The organism is Candidatus Rhabdochlamydia sp. W815, from assembly GCF_018642185.1.
GTDB classification, from domain to species: domain Bacteria; phylum Chlamydiota; class Chlamydiia; order Chlamydiales; family Rhabdochlamydiaceae; genus Rhabdochlamydia; species Rhabdochlamydia oedothoracis.
This window is the reverse complement of sequence record NZ_JAAVTY010000016.1, coordinates 1-18,788: the sequence shown is the minus strand read 5'-3', so window position 1 is coordinate 18,788 and position 18,788 is coordinate 1. Positions and strand designations below refer to the sequence as shown.

Below are 18,788 nucleotides of genomic sequence, written 5' to 3'. Positions count from 1 at the left end.
TTTGAGATTTGAAAAAATCTCGTTTATATTGGAGAGTTTAACCTACTCCGTTTAAGGAGCAACCCCTTCTTTGTGTGCAATTATGGCATGTATAAACGACAAGTTTCAAGTCGTTGACTTAAATCCCATTAAGCTAGCTATAGATGGATTTTGTTAAATTGCTTACGAGAGATATCGCTTGGATAAGAGCGGGTCATAATTACCTCCAAAGGTTTTATGAAAACTATCATTATACCTTAGCTGAAAAGATTTTAAACAGGCTCTAAGACTCTTTGTAGAATTGATCCATTATTGTATTCTTCAGGCTATGGAAGAGATCTTTACCGTTTCTACACTCACCTTGGCTATTAAACACACTTTGGAATTAAAGTTTTTCTCTGTGTGCATTAAGGGAGAGATTAGCAATTTCAAAGCTCAATCATCTGGGCATTTGTATTTTACCTTGAAGGATTCAGAAGCACAGATCTCTTGTGTTTTATTCCGCTCTAACGCTAAAGCTTTAACTCGTTCTCCTCAAAATGGGGATCAGGTAATCATTCAAGGAGAGCTGAACGTTTACCCTCCTAGGGGTAATTATCAGATTATCGCTCGTAGTTTAAGCTATATGGGAGTGGGAGAGCTTTTGGTAAAATGGCACCAACTGAAAACCAAGTTAGAGCAGATGGGTTTTTTTGAGAAAGAAAAGAAAAAACCTCTACCCAAATACCCTAAGAGAATCGGAGTTATTACTTCTGCAACAGGGGCTGTTATCCAAGATATTTTACAAATACTCAAAAGAAGAGCTCCTGGTTTGTCTATCCTATTAAATCCTGTTACGGTGCAAGGAGAGACGGCTGCAAAAGAGATTGCGCAAGCTATTGAAGACTTTAATAAATATCAGCTAGCAGATGTTCTGATTGTAGGGAGAGGTGGTGGTAGTTTAGAGGATCTATGGGCATTCAATGAAGAAATCGTAGCTTGCGCTATTTACTATTCTAAGATTCCTATCATTTCTGCAGTAGGTCATGAAACCGATACCTGTATTGCTGATTTTGTAGCAGATCAAAGAGCGCCTACCCCATCTGCTGCGGCAGAACTCGTAACGGTTGAGAGAGCTCAACAGATTACCTATCTTAATAGATCTTATGCCCAACTAAAGAATGCAATAACTAGCCATCTTAGGAGCTGTGCAGAGAAAGTGCATTTTGTTTCAAATCATCCTTTTATCAAAAACCCTCATGCTTTGTTGGAGCCTCATTTTCAGCGTGTAGATAGCTACGCAATAGATGTGAATCGCTGCTTTACTCAAATCATCCAAAAAAAAGGCTGGCAGCTTTCTTTATTGACATCCAAGCTGCATCACTTAAGACCTAGTCACCAGTTACAGGAGATGAAACAAAAAATAGAAGCTATTGAAACTCTGCTTCAACAAACTATTTTACATAAATTCTATGAATATAAAAATAAATTATCTTCTTTAGCTTGGTATAAAAAAATAGATTTAAGACAGAATCAATTAATTTACGAAAAAAAATCCTCTCTTACCAAAATAATTGCTCTATTAAAAGCTGCTGACCCTAAATACTTATTAACAAAAGGATATGGCATTCTCTTTCATGAAAAAAACGATTCGGTTATTATCTCTACCAAGGAAGTAATCCCTAATCAACAAGTCCGCCTAATGCTACAAGATGGACAATTAGGCTTAACTATACATAACATTAAATCTCTATGAAAGATGCTTCATTTGAAAGTTCCTATTTGCGTTTAGAAGAAATTTTAGAACAGATGAATTCTAAAAAAGTTTCCCTAGAAGAGTCCTTAGCTCTTTATAAGGAAGCTGATGGCTTAATCAGCTCTTGTAATGAAAAATTAAAAAAAGCAGAGCAAGAAGTGGAAACATTAATGAAAAACCGAGAAGGTGGTTTAGTAATAGATCAAGAGGGAAAACCAGAAACAGCCCCTTTTTTGCACGCTAGCGAGCATCTCTCATGAGCTATCCCTTGTTAAGTCAGATTTCTTCCCCAGAGCAAATTAAATATTTTTCTTTAGACTCTCTTAAGTTATTAGCTACCGAAATCAGGCAAAAGATCATTGATGTAATGGCTGTTAACGGAGGACATTTAGCGTCTAATTTAGGAATTGTTGAGCTTATAATTGCTCTACATCATGTATTTGATTCCCCTGGCGATAAATTTGTTTTTGATGTAAGCCATCAATCCTATCCCCACAAGCTTTTAACAGGCCGCTATCATAGGTTTGATCAGATTCGTAAATTTAAAGGGTTGTGCGGTTTTTGCAATCCTAAAGAATCTAAACACGATCACTTTTACGCAGGTCACGCTGGCACTGCTTTATCTCTTGGTTTAGGTGTTGCAAAAAATCGCGATATAAATAAGCGTAAAGAGCACGTTCTTCCTATAATAGGCGATGCTACTCTTACCTGCGGTCTTACATTAGAAGCCCTTAATAATATACCTAGAGATTTAAGGGATTTCATCGTGGTCTTAAATGATAATGAAATGTCGATCTCAGAGAACGTAGGAGCAATGAAGTATATTCTAAGTAGGTTTTTCAACCATCCTCGCTCTAATAAGATCTATAATGAGTTAGAGTCTTTGCTATCTAAATTTCCTGGCTTAGGCATCCAACTTGCCAAACAAGGGCACAAACTTAAAGAGTCCTTAAAAAACCTCTTTAGCACAGCTCCTTTTTTTGAACAGTTTCATCTTGATTATGTAGGCCCCATCAATGGACATGATATTAGTAAACTCATCTTGGTTTTTGAAGCGCTTAAAAATAATCCACACCCTGTTTTATTGCATATATTAACAGTAAAAGGTCAAGGTATGCAAACCGCTACTTTAAATCCTGTTTCTTGGCATGGCTGTAAACCCTTTGATAAACAGACTGAGAAATTTTTAACGACATCTTCTCAAGTAAGTTTTCCTCAAGTATTTGGAAAACATATCCTTGAAATGGCTAAAAACGACCCAAGTTTAATTGCAGTAACCCCTGCTATGCTAGCTGGCTCTTGTTTACAAGAGTTTATGAAAGCCTTCCCTGAAAGATGTCTAGATGTAGGTATTGCGGAAGGACATGCTGTTACTTTTTGCGGAGGGATCGCTTATGGCAAAAAAATGAAAGTCGTTTGTTCAATCTACGCTACTTTTTTGCAAAGAGCTTTTGATAATTTGTTTCACGATGTTTGTCTCCAAGAGCTTCCTGTTGTATTTGCTATTGATAGAGCTGGTATTTCAGGGCCAGATGGGTCAACGCACCACGGTATCTACGATATCTCTTTTCTCAATGTTATGCCTAACATGGTGATTTGCCAACCTCGTAATGCTCAGCTATTAAAAGAGCTGCTCGAAAGTGCTTTTTCTTGGGGTCTACCAACAGCTATACGTTATCCAAATATGGCAACAGAAGAAACAGATGCTGCTTTAAAGACCCGTTCTCTTGGAATTGGCGAAATAGTAGTTACTGGTAGCAAATTAGCGATTATTGCAGTGGGACATATGTGTTATACTGCTATAAAGGTGAGAGAGATCCTTTTGCCTTATGGAATTGATGCAACTATAGTTGATCCTATTTTTTTAAAGCCACTTGACCAAGATCTCTTATACTCTATTTTAACTAAACACACTTATATTGTTACCTTAGAAGAACACAGTATAAATGGAGGATTTGCTTCTATCTTTAATCAATTTATTGTACGCAATAAATTCTATCAATTACAGGTGCTCAATCTAGGAATACCTGAAGCATTTATCGAGCAAGGCAGCTATCAAGATTTGATGCAAAGCTTAAATCTATCCCCTAAAGCGATTGCAGAACAAATTAAAAAAGAATTCTTCTCTTTTTCTGAACAATTAAACCCTCCTTCGTATGATTATCGCTCTTTTTCCAAATATTAATAAGCAGCTCTCAAAAGATCTAGCAATCGATATTAGAGAGTTCTTGAACAGTCAGAATATCACTGTGGTTGCAGAAGATGAAAAAGCGCAGGTTATCGGCGCTATTCCTTTGTCAGAGATAGATCTAACAACTATCTCATTTATGATTTCCATGGGTGGCGATGGCAGCATCTTAAAGCTAGTTCATAAATATGCACACCTTGATATTCCGATCTTAGGGATTAATTTAGGGCATTTGGGATTTATGGCAGATGTACCGATTTCAGATCTCTATCCTAGCCTGCAAGACTTGATTAAGGGCTGTTTCCAATTACATAAGAGAGTGGTCATTGAAGGAAAATCGACAAGTCACAAGGGATGCTTTGCCGTAAATGATATTGTTGTACACCGAGGAAGCAACCGCTGTTTAGTAAAAATCGCTATCCATATAGATGGAGTGTACTTAAATACTTTTGAAGCCGATGGAATCATTATAGCTACTCCAAACGGCTCTACAGCTTATTCTCTATCAGCAGGCGGTCCTATCATCAGCCCTGATCTAGAAGCCTTGGTTTTAACTCCTATCTGCCCACATACCATTTCAAATTGCCCAATTGTCCTTCCTGCCAATCAAAAGATCCAAATTGAATATTTAAGCAATTATGATCCTATTGAAATACATGCAGATGGACTCAATTACTATGAATTAAAAAAATCAGAAATCTTTGAGATCACAAGAAGCAAAAAAAACTTCAAGCTGGTAAGTCTTCCACGGCGAGATTACTTTTCTACATTGCGTACCAAGCTTGGATGGTCAGGCAAGCTCCGCTAGTTATCCCGTCAAGCAAAATGATAGATGCATAAAAAAGTACCTTATTGTATAATTTATGCTTGTTTGTTTTTATATAACGCATGAAGATTTTGCTTGATAATTGAGAGATAAAAAAAGATACGATCTTCTCAATTCAAAGCTGCATTAGCAGTCAATCGAGAGCTTATTCGATATCCCAAACCCGAAAACAAAGAGAATAAAAAAATAATGGATAATATCGCTTTAGTTACCGGTGCCTCTTCTGGCATAGGAAAAGCCATCTCTAGAGAACTTGTAAATCGAGGTTGGACAGTCATTGGTGTAGCACGTTCGGAAGATAAGCTCATAGAAATTCAAAATGAGCTATCAAGCTCCTTTATTCCAATAATTTGCGACGTGTCCAGGAAAGAAAATATTGGAGAAACTTCAAAACAAATTCTCGAAAGAAAACTTTACCCATCCTTGTTTTTTTTGAATGCTGGCATAGCAGGAGAAGCTGTTATCGAGAATCCTAATGGGTTTAATCTCAAAATCCATGAAAATATTATGCAGGTCAACTATTTCGGTGTTTTAGCTTGGGTAGAATTTTGGGAAAAGCCTTCTCGGGAAAATGGTGGTACAAAATTCATCGCCACAAGTTCTATAAATGCTATTTTTGCACCTTTAGCAGGAAGCGCATATAGTGCTTCAAAGGCAGCTATTGCCAAAGCTTTTGAAAGCTTATCTCTAACTTATTACGGGACCAACTTGCGATTTTCTGTAGTATACCCGGGACCTGTAGATACAGCAGGACTAAAAACCCCAAGAAAGCTTCCCTTTACTTGGACAGCAGAAAAAATGGGCAAATGCATGGTTAATTTTGCTTTAAGTAATAAATCAAGCTGTGAACCATTTTTCTTTTACAAAATCGCAACTCGTCTCCTAAGAGCCTTGCCAGCAAAATATACGATGAAACTACTAGGGCAAGTGTAATAGATTTCTTGCATAACCCCTTATTTTAAAGCTTTCATTTATAGATTCCTATCTTAACAAAAGCATTTTCAGCTATATCTCTTAAACAATGGCCCTTTCAACCTCGAAGTGCACAAAAAAGAACATATAAATACTTGAAAAAACATCTATTATGCACCCGAGCATAGCATGTTTGTAGATAACCTCCTAAACACTTCTAGTGGAGTTTCGAAGTTGAGAGCCTTTCTAGGTCTGTTATTTAGTATAAGTTTCCACCCTTTTCATATCCTTGGAAGTCGTATCTAAAAAGCTTTGTGTTTTAGGAAAATATTGCCTATACTCGTTTGCATTCAAATTAAGAGTTTTAATATATAAACATTTTTATACAAAAGATAACATCTCCTTGCAAGATAGAGCAGTTTTTTCAAAAAAACCTAGTTATGCAATTCTTAATTTGAAATCAAACTAGTATAACTAGTCCGTTTGTATGCTCATTTAAGCCTCTTTCCCAAGAATGGTAGGGCGTTGCAAAGTAGAAGTCTGTCTCTAGCTCGAAATTAACCATTTGGTGATAGGCAAATTCTTTTTCGTTGTCTGCTGTTAATGTGCGTACAAAATCTTTCGTATTTTCACACAGGTTATAGTTACGCTCTGAGAGAAAGCGCATGTTATCGAGCCTGCAGATGGGTAGAAGACACATTCTGCGAAAAAAGATTCAAAAAACTCAAGGCTTCCAATGCGAGCATTACATGTTTAGGACTACTAAAAATGTTTAAGCTAATTGCAATAACATATCCTCTATGACAACGGGTAGCTTAATATTGCGCTGCAGTGCTGTTTGAGCTTGGATAAATACTTCTAATATTCTCTCCAGAGAAGGTAGCGGTTCTTTAGCTTTTTTGGCTAATAGCTGCATATGATTGCTATGGTAAAATCCAGGCGCTTGGTACTTAAATGCATGCAGATCTCTATACCACTCTAAGATCTCTTCTAGAATTGTTTCTGCATTTGTGTCTTCTAGCAAAGCATCTGTACCTGCCATGAGCTGGATAAATGGACTATAGTCTTGGGGCAGGTTTAAGCTAAAGAGCTCGGTTAAAAACCTCTGCAACTTTTCTGATTTTACCTCTGACAACCATTGAGCTCTGGCTAAAGAGCCTTGAGACCTATCTGCTATGTTTCTAACTTCTTCTTTTGCGAGAGTCGTATGTTCTTGTAGAAAGGAGGCGATTAAATCAGAGGGAATAGGAAAAAATCGCACTTTATAACAACGAGAGGTAACCGTTTCAAGCAGTTTTTCTATCTGGTCGGTCAATAAAATAAAATAGGTATCAGAACTCGCCTCTTCTAAAGTTTTTAAAAGAGCATTACTACAAATAGTAGAGAGCTTATCGACTTCTTGAAGAATAAAGACCTTGACTTTTGCTTCAAAAGGAGAAAGTGAAACCATTTGCAGCAAAGAGCGCATTTGTTCCATCGAATAAACACCACTTTTCCCTTCAGGATGTAATAGAGTAAGATCGGGATGGATTTGCTTTCGAATTTTTTCGATATGGGAACTTCCCATTAATCCTTCCGCTACTTCTTTTGCTAGAATGCTTTTACCCACTCCATTTTGTCCGTGAAACAAAAGTGTGTGCGGAAGGGTATGATTGGATAGCATACGCATAATGATCTGCGCTGCTGCTTGATTACCGATAAGTTTGGAGGAATTCATCAAGGTGCCGTTTTGCTATTTCAAATACTTCACTTGGATCTAACGAAGCGTCTAATATCACGAATCGTTTGGGATCTTTTTCTATTAGGGCATGAAATGCCTGTCTAATTTTTTTGTGAAATGCGATATTTTCTGCTTCAATGCGATCTCTATCTTTCATCCGATCCACGCGCTTTAGAGCTAGTCCTGGGTCTAAATCCAAATAAAAGGTTAACTGAATAGGTACATGCAATGAAGCAAATGCACAAAGATCTCCGATCTGTCTTTCTTCTTGATGCCTACCAGCTGCTTGATAGGCGATGGTAGAATCATTAAAACGATCGCATAGAACAATTTTCCTCTGTTTTAAAGCAGGAAGAATCAATTCATCTACGTGTTGAGAACGGTCTGCCAAAAAGAGAAATAACTCGCATAGATAAGACATTTTATCTTGGTGTTGATTCAATAAAATTTCCCGAATCAACCGCCCAATTTCAGTACCACCTGGAGCACGGGTCTTAATTACATCTTGCCTACTGTTTTGCAAGTATTGGTAGAGAGCATCGATAAGAGTTGTTTTACCTACACCCTCTCCTCCTTCAAAAGTAATTAGATGCCCTTGATGTTGCATCTATTTTGAAACCTCATTCTTCAATACGTTCAATTTTTTGGATAGCCACTAAGTGATCTTGTGCGTGCAAATTAACCAAGCGAACCCCTTGAGTAGAGCGTCCCATCACTCGCACATCTTGCATATTAATGCGCAAGGTTTGACCTGTATTTGACATCATAACCACACTATCTTGATCGGTAACAGATACAGCTCCAATTACAGGACCGTTACGATCACTTGTAATAATAGAGCGCACTCCCACACCTCCGCGGTTGGTTTGCCTAAAATCATTGACTTTTGAGCGCTTTCCAAAACCTTTGGAGCAAACAACGAGCAGGTTTTGATCACCAGAAACAGCCTCACAAGAAACAACGACGTCTTCTTTATTACGTAAAAGAGCCCCTCTAACCCCTCGTGCTACACGACCCATTGCGCGTACCTGTGTTTGATCAAAACGAACAGCCATTCCATTTTTTGTAAATAGCATGATCTGCTCTCCTTCTTTCGTTAGGCGAGCTGCAATTACTTCATCTCCCTCATCAATATTGATTGCATAGATCCCTTTACGGCGAGGAGAGCTAAAAGCTGTAAGCTCTGTTTTCTTTACAACCCCTTGCTTTGTTGCTAAAAAGATATAATGATCTTCTTCAAATTTCTTTACTTTTAAGACGGTAGCAATTTTTTCAGAAGGGCGTATGTCTTCTAAAAGATTGACTAAGGGCTTTCCTTTAGACCTTCTTCCTGCTTCTGGAATTTCCCATACCTTTAGCCAATAGCATCTGCCAAAGTTGGTAAAAATCAATAGGTAATCGTGTGTAGAGGCAACATAAACATCTTTTAAAACATCATTTTCTTTTTTCATCTCCATGCCAATCACACCTTGACCTCCACGGCGTTGCTCACGGAAAGTATCTATGGGCATACGTTTGATATAGTCATCTTCTGAAATCGTAATAATCACTGGCAAATCAGGGATGAGATCTTCAATATTAAACTCCCCTTCTGCTGCAATGATTTTTGTTTTTCGATCGGAATTATGATGCTTTTTAAGCTCCGAAAGCTCTTGTTTAATAATTCCTCGTACCAGTGTTTCATTAGCTAATACAGCTAGAAAATGAGAAATTTTATCCAGTAATTGGTTGTATTCAGATTCAATCTTCTCTCTTTCTAACCCAGTTAATTGGTATAAACGCAGCTCTAAAACAGCAGATGCTTGTCTTTCGCTCAATTCATAATCAGCCATTAATTGTCGCTTAGCAGCTTCTTTGTTATCAGAGGAACGAATAAGCTTAACTATTGCATCCAAATTATCTAGAGCTTTCAAGTAACCTTCTAAGACATGGGCACGAGCTTGTGCTTTTGCAAGTTCAAATCTGGTACGGCGGCGAACAACATCAATTCTATGCTCAACCCAAGCGGCAATAAACTGCTTGATATTCATCGTTCTTGGCAAGCCCTTATCAAGAGCTAACATGTTACAGCCAAAAGTTACCTGCAGGTCGGTAAACTTATACAACTGATTAATCGTAACGTCAGGGATCTCGCCACGTTTGAGTTCTAAAACAATCCGCATCCCATCTTTATCCGACTCATCGCGTAAATCGCTAATCCCAGTAATGGTCTTAGCGTTTACAAGGTCAGCTATTTTTAAAATTAGGTCTGACTTATTTATGTTATAAGGAATCTCATCGATAACAAGTTTTTGCTTATCAGATTCACCATCTTCAATGTGAATAACTCCTCGCAGAGTAATTTTCCCGCGACCTGTATGGTAAGCTTCTTTAATGCCTCGGTAGCCACAAATGATTCCACCAGTTGGAAAATCCGGCGCAGGCATTACCGTCATAATTTCTTCAATTGTCGTTTGCGGTTCATCAATAACCAATAAAGTCGCTGTAATTAATTCAGCTAAATTATGCGGTGGAATATTGGTAGCCATTCCTACAGCGATCCCAGAAGATCCATTTGCTAATAAATTAGGAAACTTAGCGGGAAATACAGTCGGCTCTACTCTAGTTTCATCGTAGTTAGGGATTAGGTCGACCGTATCTTTATCCAAATCTTCCATTAAAGCTGTGGAAGCATGGGTAAGACGCGCTTCTGTATAACGCATAGCGGCTGGAGGATCACCATCTACTGAACCAAAGTTTCCTTGCCCATCGATTAAACGATAGCGCATAGACCAGCTCTGTGCCATGCGAACAAGAGTAGGATAGATTACCCCTTCTCCATGAGGATGGTAATCCCCAGAGGTATCTCCTGCAATTTTAGCACATTTACGATGTTTAGAAGTAGGGCTTAAAGATAACTGCCTCATTGCGTACAAAATACGCCTTTGAGAGGGCTTTAGCCCATCGCGCACATCGGGAAGAGCCCTAGCAATAATCACCGACATCGAATAGCGAATATAGCTCTCTTTTACCTCTTCTTCAATATTACGGGAAGTAACAATTTCATCTTTAGTATAGGACATGGATGGTTAACTCTCCTTAAATATCCAAATTCTTAACCGACAGGGCGTGTTGCTCAATAAACTTTCGTCTAGGAGGAACTTCTTCTCCCATAAGCATAGTAAATGTATGATCAGCTGCAATAGCATCAGGAAGTGTTACATGAAGAAGGGTACGTTTTTGAGGATCCATTGTTGTATCACAAAGTTGATCTGCATTCATCTCTCCTAATCCTTTATACCGTTGAATTTCGATTCCTTTACGTCCATTCTGTCGTAAGGATTCAATTCCTTCTTTCAAAGTATACATAGGATGATATTTGCCCTCTTCATCGAAGATATCAAATAACTTACCCTCTGCAATAACATATTGATCGAGTGTAAAATTAAACTGTGAAAGACGTGTCTTCAAAAAATCAATAGTCTTTTTCTCATATAGCTCTACAAATGGCATTCCTTTAACATGAAACGTTTGCATTTCTAGCGTTTGTTCTTCAATAGGGATGGAGGCTAACGTCTCAGTATGTTTAGATCTTTGCAGAGCTTCATGGGATAGTTTTACTTCTACAAATTCCTCTTCTGAGTAAATCAATTTCTCCTCCTCTCCTAATTTTACTTGGAAACGAGGGAGCCTACCTGTTTCGTCTTTAGCTTGTAAAAATTCACGAAAAGGGATGCTTTTTTTCTCAATGGATAGGATAAATACCTCTACATCACGGATGAGCTTTACCAATTCCTCAAGCAACTCTTTAGATAGCGTATCGCTATGACCCACTAACTGGATTTGAATATCGCTAAGACCTAATTTTAACAGATATTCATCCATATCTTTTTCACTGTGAATATAACGACTGGCTTTTTTGCGCGTAACTTTAAATAAAGGAGGTTGTGCGATATAAACAAACCCATTTTCGATTAAAGCAGGCATATGACGATAGAAAAAAGTTAGCAATAGAGTACGAATGTGAGATCCATCAACATCGGCATCCGTCATAATGATAATCTTATGATAGCGCAATTTTTCCAAGTTAAAATTACCCTGCCCGATTCCACAACCAAATGCTGCAATCATCGCACCTACTTCTTGATTCTGCAAAACTTTTTCCAAACGCGCTTTTTCCACGTTAAGAATTTTTCCACGAATGGGAAGAATGGCTTGAAATCTGCGATCTCTACCTGTTTTCGCTGATCCTCCTGCCGAATCTCCTTCTACAATAAATAATTCACAAAGCGCAGGGTCTTTTTCCTGACAATCGGTTAGTTTCCCAGGCAACCTTGCCGTATCTAAAGCTGTCTTGCGCAGAGTTAATTCCCTTGCTCTTCGAGCAGCATCTCGAGCCTGAGCTGCAAGAATGGCTTTTTCTACAATCATGCGAGCAATGACTGGATTTTCTTCTAAAAATACCGCTAAATGCTCCCCTGTAATCTGTTGTACGAGCGAGCCTACTTCATTATTACCCAGTTTCTGTTTTGTTTGCCCTTCAAACTGAGGATTAGGTACTTTTACAGATAAGACAGCGGTAAGTCCCTCTCTCATGTCATCGCCTTGAACCGTCATCTTATCGCTTTTTAACAGATTATGGGTCTTAATATATTGATTTAAAACACGTGTTAAAGCTGTAGAAAACCCACTAACATGTGTGCCTCCCATACGAGTTGATATATTATTTACATAGGAATACAAATTCTCTGAATAAGTGGTATTCCACTGCATAGCAACTTCAAAATCAACCACCCCATCTACACCTTCTTTTGACCCATAAATGTAAATCGGTTTGGGAAAAATAGGTGTTTTATTTTCATTCAAGTATTCTACAAAGGATTTAACCCCTCCTTCATAACAAAAAACCAGCTCTTGGGAGTCTGCTTGTCTTTCATCGCGAAAGCGAATGGTTAGCCCTTTGTTTAAAAAAGCTAGTTCACGAAAGCGTTTCAATAATAAATCATGATCAAAAACCAATACGGTAAAAATGGTTGCATCGGGTTTAAAGGTGACCTTGGTCCCATGTTCTTTGCTATCCCCTATCTGTTTGAGAGGATGAATTACTTTGCCTTTGGAAAATTGAATGGAATAAATCTTTCCATTTTGACGCACTTCAACATCACACTTCTCAGATAAAGCATTGACACAAGAAACCCCTACTCCATGAAGTCCGCCTGAAACCTTATAGGTATTTTTATCAAATTTACCACCTGCGTGCAAAATAGTCATAACTACTTCAATTGCAGAAACGTCGCGCCCTTGTTTTTTCGATTCTTGAGCATGGCGCCCGACAGGAATTCCTCTTCCATTATCTTGAACCGTTACCGAGTTATCCTCATGAATGAAAATAGAAATTTCACTACAATGACTAGCTAAAGCCTCATCAACGCTATTATCCACTACTTCGTAAACAAGCTGATGCAACCCATTGGTTTGTGTATCACCGATGTACATGCTAGGACGCTCTCTTACCGCTTGCAATCCTTCTAGGACGGTAATAGAGCTAGCATCATATTGTTCTTCTTTGGTCATTGTAGTCATACCTTAATCTCAATTATAGTTAACCAATACGAAAGTGAATTGTTTTTATCTCAATATAGGGAAACTTTTTACGCAACATTTGCAACAAACGCTTTTTTTCATGTTGGGCAAGCAAACTATATAAAGTAGAATTACTAACCTTTACCATTAAAATCCCTTTTTCAAAGCCTATTGCTTTAGCCATGGGAGCAAACTTTTGTCCGATAATTTCCTGCCATGCCGACACAATTAAATCTGGCCGGTCTTTCTGCAGAGCAGCAATGCGCTCAAGCATTTTGGGCAAAAGGTTTACAAGTAGCTTATTTGTTAAACGGCTATGTTTTCTCATTTTATAGCATTTGGATATTCAATTATCATCCTATATTAGCAGACTATATTAGAGTCATGGCAAAATGGCAATATCAAAAAAACAATGAACTTAAACCTATGGCTATTAAAAAATAAATAGACATGGATAAAAAATCATTTAGAGCTGTAACAATAGGCCCTGATGCTACAGCAGGATCTATTCCAATCCGCGCAAAAAATAAAGGAGAAAATACACCTAAAGCAGTACTTCCAATACAAGCTCCCATTAATCCTATACCAACCATAACCCCAACAGCTACAGGAGTAAACCCCGAGCCGGAAATTCCTACAAAATCAAGCGCATATACAGAAATCCCACATAGCAACCCAAAAGTTGTACCAGCAGTTATCCCCATTAGCAATTCTTTTAAAATGGCTTCCGTGCGATTCGTCACTGAAATTAATCCAATCGCCATACTTCTTACAAGGATTGTACTACATTGAATACCTATGTTACCAGACATACCTGTAATCAAAGGCACAAAAAACATCACAAAGGTCAAAACCCCTCCATCATATCTCTGAAAAGAGGACATTACCCCTACATTGATTAAACCAGCGCAGAGGGTTACAATTAACCAAGGAGCTCGAGATAAAAATCTTTTTATAAAAGGTTCGTGTTCACTAAATTTTTCCGCGGTACCTGCCATATTTGCAATTGTTTCATCAGCAATATCAGCTATAGCATCAAGGACATCTTCATTGGTAATCACGCCTACTAACCGATTAGTGCTATCTACAACCGCCAAGACAGTGCTTTTATATTTTTCAACAATTTCTACCACTTCTTCACGGGAAGCATCAGCTGTTACTTTATATAAAACAGGCCGCATGACTTGCTCAAGCGGTAGATGCGGTGAATTGACGATCAAATTTCTTGCAGGAACATATCCCTGCAGTATTCCTTCTCGATTAACAATAAAAATTTGTCTTGTTAAATCAGTTCCTGGAGTGTCCCTAATATGAGATGCAGCTTCTTTTACTTTTACATCCTTTGTAAAAGAAAAAAATTCATTTGTCATTAATCGTCCAGCTGTATTGCGTTGATGTTTTTTAATTTCTCGAATCTTTGCGGCTTTTGTAGATTCTAAAATCTCCATCACTCGTCTAAAACGCCTTTCAGGGATATCTTCCAAAATTTCTACCCCTTCATCAGGGGCCATCTCTTCTAAAATATTTTTTATTTCTTCATCGCTAATATAATGTAATACGGCAGATCTTGTACTGCTATCTGTGTTAAGCAAAAAAGCAATTTTTTCGTTGCTATTAGATAAATTCTCGTAAATCACTGGCCTGGCACGTGGAGGAAGCTCTGAAGCAGCATAAGCTAGGTCAATTGCAGAATGTTCTGTCACTATTTTTACAATATCATGAACAACAACTGTAGAGGTTTGTTTATGAAAAGCAAGTTCGAGCTTTTTTCGCAGGACATGGTGTAAATGGGAAGTTTTAGATTCCGTTAAGCCATTAGAGTCTTTTTGCTCTTCGGCTAGCAAAATCATCTCATCTTTTTCAGAGGTAATTGGCACAAAGTAACCTCCCTTTTAATTTAAAGAGTAAATAGAGGCTTTATTTATAATAACGCGCAAAGAAAAATTTGCTTTAAACAAAAGTGCAATAAATTCATACAAATATACTTTGCAAACTAATATTTTTCAATGAAAAAACACTCTTTTTCAAAAAAAATTCAAAAAAATCTTACTATTAGTTTTGCGGAAAATTCTATTTTTTATTCGATATAAATTTTTTAGATGCTAGTTTGCTCATAAAAGTGGGTCCCGTTTAAACCGGGACCTCTTTTTTTTAGAACTTCAAATCTATACTAGCAGCTGCTTGATGGGCAAGAGAGTGATTTTTTCCAAAATCAAGCTCATAATACAAAGAAATAGCTGTTGTTTTATAACTAGCTATCACATTTGCTCCTATCGCTATTTGCTGATGGATTTTATGTTTTTGAAATCCTTTAACGTCTAGATGCTTACCGGTATCGTTTAAAGATACTTTATAATCAGCTTTGCCAATCGGAGCTTGTGCAATCCATCCCAAAAGCACTCCAGGAGAAAAACATAGGGAATTGCATGTAAAATTTCCTGTTGCTTCCATTGCAACTTTGCCTTGAAACTCATGAGATGTCAAAGCAGCTCTATGAAAATGAAGGGGAGCAGATTTCTTTTCGCTAATGGGCCTTTCAAAAACATGATAGCTATCTAAGTCAACAAAAGGTCTCAAGCAAATATTTTGTGTTACAGCAAGATTGTAGCCAGCTTCCACGCGAGATATTAAACCAATCCCGTGATGCTTGCTTTTTATTGTACGATCCACCTTTGCAAATTTTAAATGACGTGTATTTTCAAAAGTATTTGCAGAGGCAATAATAGAAGCATTTGCATAGAAAAAATCCCCTACCCAGCCTCCATTTAAACCTGCATAAAAACTAGAAATATGAGACCTAGCTGTCTTCTTACCCCATTTCAAACAAGAATCGGTATAGCCAACTCCACCACCAATGACTATATTTTCATTAGCAAAACGATGTCCTCCTACTACAACTCCTCCCATATAAGACTTATAATTTTCTAATCCACATCCATGTTTTTGATGAGCATAATGTCCTATTGGTTCCATCCAAATGGTAGAAACAGCATCAACACATCTATCATTGCGACGCAAAGCATTGGTAAAACTATTTGCTACGCCAGAAGCATTGATATAGCTCTCATAAGTCATGCCCCCTAATTGAACAGGTGTCATCTGTGAATAGACTTTTTCTAAACCTTTATTATCGACGGTAAAGATGTTTTCAATAATCTTAAAAGCATCTGTTCCTTCTTTAAATTGCGCATCTTGCATAAGATTAGTCAGATTTTTAGAAATATCTGACATGTTATTATCTATGGGCAATTGATACATGGTTTTTGTGACAGATAGCATAACATTATCTTGGTTATACTCAACGTCAAATACAGCGATGTCCAAAGCTGTATTTTCTACTTTATCAAAAACTCCTTCTACTGTTTTTGCTTCTAAAATCGTGTACTCCGTTCCTTGTTGATAAATTCCAGGTTCAGGTAGAATACGTAAATGCCCTGCTAAAATAGCTTGATTATCCACTTTAATAACATCTGATTCCCCTTGTGCATTTACTTCAATCTCTAAACGTCCCATTAGATCTTGGCGAAAATTTTCCTTCACATGCAGAGTTCCTATGGAATTACCTGGTGCTACTCTACCCTGGTTTGTTAGATTCTTAACAGAGCTATTCCCGCTAAAAATGCCCGCCTCTTCTACAAATACATCACCACCCATTAGATTTGTCTGCACTTTTCCTTCTCTAATCAACAGCTCTGCTAATAAATTAGCATTCTTCCCACTTAATTTTAATTCTCCCTTACCTGTTTTAACAATTCGGTAATCAGAAGCAGCAGATAGAGGACCAGCAAAATCTCCTGATTCAATCACTAAATAACCTGAGTTAGCATCTAGCGAAACACGGCCATCACCAGAGAGGTTTTTTATGTGCACTAAGTTTCTATTAATCTTTAAATGGGCATTAGCCTCAATAGAAACATCATTTAGCATCTTCATAGGAGATCCTCTTAACATATTTTTGCAGTCATCTATCTTGGTAAAGATCTCTGGATGGCTTGTTATACCTGTAAAAAACGATTTTTCTACTTCTCCAGAAAGCGGGCTTACATGTACTATCCCTTCTTCAATACCTAAGTTCACCTCAGACAAATTTCCATGAATAGCTAATTTTCCCGGTCCCTTTTTAATCAGACTAGATTGCGGAGTTATGCTAAAAATAATTCCTGAAATATTTATAGTTCTATCGCTTACATGTATTATGGCTCTCTCATGTAAATTTATATTGCGCGTTAAATCTAAATGTGCAATGCCTGGTGCAGCTTTTAGCGTTGCCTGTTTTAAGATAAGTTTTCCGTTTGTTCCTAAATTAGTTTCTGATTCAAGCTGGAGTGTAGCTCCATCTACATAGGTATTCCCTTGGTAAGAATTAGGGTTTTTTAGATAAATTGTCCCCTTACCTGCAATATTCAGAGAGCTTGGCATTTGCTCGTCACCAACTGATCCTGAAACCTCTGCCGTTTTTCCTTCGTCTATAACAAGCAATACCTGCCCAATAAGAGGGTTCTTGAGTTCTAAAGAATCTGTAATGTGCAGAGCTCCTCCTTGAAAAGAAATAAATCCACGCTCTCCCAAGTTTTGAGGATGGTTAATAGAAATTGCTCCAGAAAAGATCCGAGTAAGAGAATTACGATTTGTATTATTTCCCTTTAAGGTAAGTTCTCCTGAACCGTCTTTTGCCAAACCTCCTGCTCCAGAGATAAAACCTTCATAAGTACCATCAAAATCTTGCTGAAAAACAATCCAATCGTTTTGGTTAACAGCCGTTAAAGACTGTTGAGAAACACTATTGGTATTAACAATCAAAGAAGGATTTTCTCCCTCTCCACTAAATATTATCCCTCCTTCACTTAAACATCGCATGCCCAATTTAACTGATCCTGCTCCTTTAATTGTAACAGGACCAGAACCTACTATCTTCTCGTTTATTACTTGATTATGCTCTGCTGTTAAAACAAGCTGTGCATTATTCCTAATTATTCCTTTAACAACTCCAACAGGTACAGAAAAAATTCCTTGTACAAGATTGACATTTCCTTGAATAGATTTTATATCTTTAAAAGTACATAGGTCTATTCTTTCAGGCATTTCTATTCTCAATAAATCTGTAGGATTGAGTATAACATCTGCTATCACGATTGCTTTATTACTTCCAACAAATGTCAGCGGTCTTTTAATAACAATTGTATTTTCAGCCATTACTTCAGAGTTTGCAAATGTTTTATTAAACACGACTGTTAAAGAAGGCTTTTTAGTTTCCTTATTAATTGCTTCAAATGTGTGTACTATATTAGAGTCTATTGTCTTTTCCTCGGAATGAGCATTTATAGATGTCCATGCCATCCAAGAACAGCAGGAAATCCCCAATAATTTAATTATAGAATTAGGTATCATTTTTATTTTTTTCACAAAATCTCCTTAGTGCAACAAAAGTAACTTTAGAATGCCTTTTGGCATTTTATTCTTTTTTTATTCAAGTACAGATAATTAATTAATATTAATTTTAAGATGTTTATTTATTTTTATAATTAAAATATAATTTATTATTATTAATTCAAAAATATAATTAATACATTTGAAATCGTTTTGACTAGCCGTTCTTACCTACTTAAAAAATGAGAATACTTGGCTAAAAATTTAGATAGATTTTAAAGTGAACCTCGATTGGTTACAATCTGTTAATATCTGCAAATATGGAGCTCCTTCTCATGATACCTATGAGAGGTTTTTTGCCTTTTTAAATCCTCATTCGTTCCGTACATGTTTTATGCAGTGGACTCAGTCCATAGCTCAGGCATTTGGAGGAGACAGTATTGCCATTGACGGCAAGACATTATGCGGTTCTGGTAATAAGACAATAGATCCTATCCAT

General features: G+C 37.3%; 13 protein-coding genes and 1 pseudogene. 6 read left to right on the top strand and 8 right to left on the bottom strand.

The window, feature by feature from the left end; translation table 11 throughout:
• Positions 1-307: 307 nt before the first annotated feature.
• From xseA to RHOW815_RS02235, 5 genes are all read left to right on the top strand, one after another.
• The gene (gene xseA, locus RHOW815_RS02255) at positions 308-1,714 is read left to right on the top strand and encodes an exodeoxyribonuclease VII large subunit (protein WP_215216747.1); all 1,407 of its coding nucleotides are present in this window, start codon (positions 308-310) and stop codon (positions 1,712-1,714) included.
• On the top strand, positions 1,711-1,974 hold the full coding sequence (gene xseB, locus RHOW815_RS02250) for an exodeoxyribonuclease VII small subunit (RefSeq protein WP_215216746.1): 264 nt from the start codon (positions 1,711-1,713) through the stop codon (positions 1,972-1,974). The genes xseA and xseB overlap by 4 nt, the downstream gene beginning before the upstream one ends.
• Entirely contained in the window at positions 1,971-3,899 is a 1,929-nt protein-coding gene (locus tag RHOW815_RS02245; RefSeq protein ID WP_215216745.1) for a 1-deoxy-D-xylulose-5-phosphate synthase, read from the top strand. The genes xseB and RHOW815_RS02245 overlap by 4 nt, the downstream gene beginning before the upstream one ends.
• A gap of 43 nt (positions 3,900-3,942) precedes the next feature.
• Positions 3,943-4,710: an NAD(+)/NADH kinase gene (locus RHOW815_RS02240; protein WP_251368205.1), complete on the top strand. Its 768-nt coding sequence runs from the start codon at positions 3,943-3,945 to the stop codon at positions 4,708-4,710.
• 207 nt (positions 4,711-4,917) lie between these two features.
• Positions 4,918-5,661, top strand: coding sequence for an SDR family NAD(P)-dependent oxidoreductase (locus tag RHOW815_RS02235; protein WP_215216743.1), 744 nt, complete (start codon positions 4,918-4,920; stop codon positions 5,659-5,661).
• Positions 5,662-6,112: 451 nt separating this feature from the next.
• On the opposite strand, the pseudogene RHOW815_RS02230 reads toward RHOW815_RS02235, so the two are convergent.
• The 8 genes and pseudogenes from RHOW815_RS02230 to RHOW815_RS02195 form a co-directional block, all read right to left on the bottom strand.
• Positions 6,113-6,250, bottom strand: a pseudogene (locus RHOW815_RS02230) (IS30 family transposase); the annotation flags it as partial.
• A gap of 162 nt (positions 6,251-6,412) precedes the next feature.
• Entirely contained in the window at positions 6,413-7,357 is a 945-nt protein-coding gene (locus RHOW815_RS02225) for a DNA polymerase III subunit (RefSeq protein WP_215216741.1), read from the bottom strand.
• Positions 7,332-7,967 (bottom strand): dTMP kinase, encoded by a 636-nt coding sequence (tmk, locus tag RHOW815_RS02220; RefSeq protein WP_215216740.1) that lies wholly within the window; start codon positions 7,965-7,967, stop codon positions 7,332-7,334. Before tmk ends, RHOW815_RS02225 begins: the two co-directional genes overlap by 26 nt.
• 13 nt (positions 7,968-7,980) lie before the next feature.
• Entirely contained in the window at positions 7,981-10,422 is a 2,442-nt protein-coding gene (gene gyrA / locus RHOW815_RS02215) for a DNA topoisomerase (ATP-hydrolyzing) subunit A (RefSeq protein ID WP_215216739.1), read from the bottom strand.
• Between the two features lie 16 nt (positions 10,423-10,438).
• Positions 10,439-12,922, bottom strand: a complete 2,484-nt coding sequence (gene gyrB / locus RHOW815_RS02210; RefSeq protein WP_245397484.1) for a DNA topoisomerase (ATP-hydrolyzing) subunit B — start codon at positions 12,920-12,922, stop codon at positions 10,439-10,441.
• Between the two features lie 19 nt (positions 12,923-12,941).
• Positions 12,942-13,250, bottom strand: a complete 309-nt coding sequence (locus RHOW815_RS02205) for a DciA family protein (RefSeq protein WP_215216738.1) — start codon at positions 13,248-13,250, stop codon at positions 12,942-12,944.
• Positions 13,251-13,323: 73 nt separating this feature from the next.
• On the bottom strand, positions 13,324-14,772 hold the full coding sequence (gene mgtE, locus RHOW815_RS02200) for a magnesium transporter (RefSeq protein WP_215216748.1): 1,449 nt from the start codon (positions 14,770-14,772) through the stop codon (positions 13,324-13,326).
• A gap of 301 nt (positions 14,773-15,073) precedes the next feature.
• Positions 15,074-18,325 (bottom strand): autotransporter outer membrane beta-barrel domain-containing protein, encoded by a 3,252-nt coding sequence (locus RHOW815_RS02195; RefSeq protein WP_215216737.1) that lies wholly within the window; start codon positions 18,323-18,325, stop codon positions 15,074-15,076.
• A 244-nt stretch (positions 18,326-18,569) separates the two neighbouring features.
• Here RHOW815_RS02195 and RHOW815_RS02190 point away from each other — a divergent pair.
• Positions 18,570-18,788: transposase family protein (locus RHOW815_RS02190; protein ID WP_215216736.1), on the top strand; the 219-nt coding region annotated here is incomplete at its 3' end.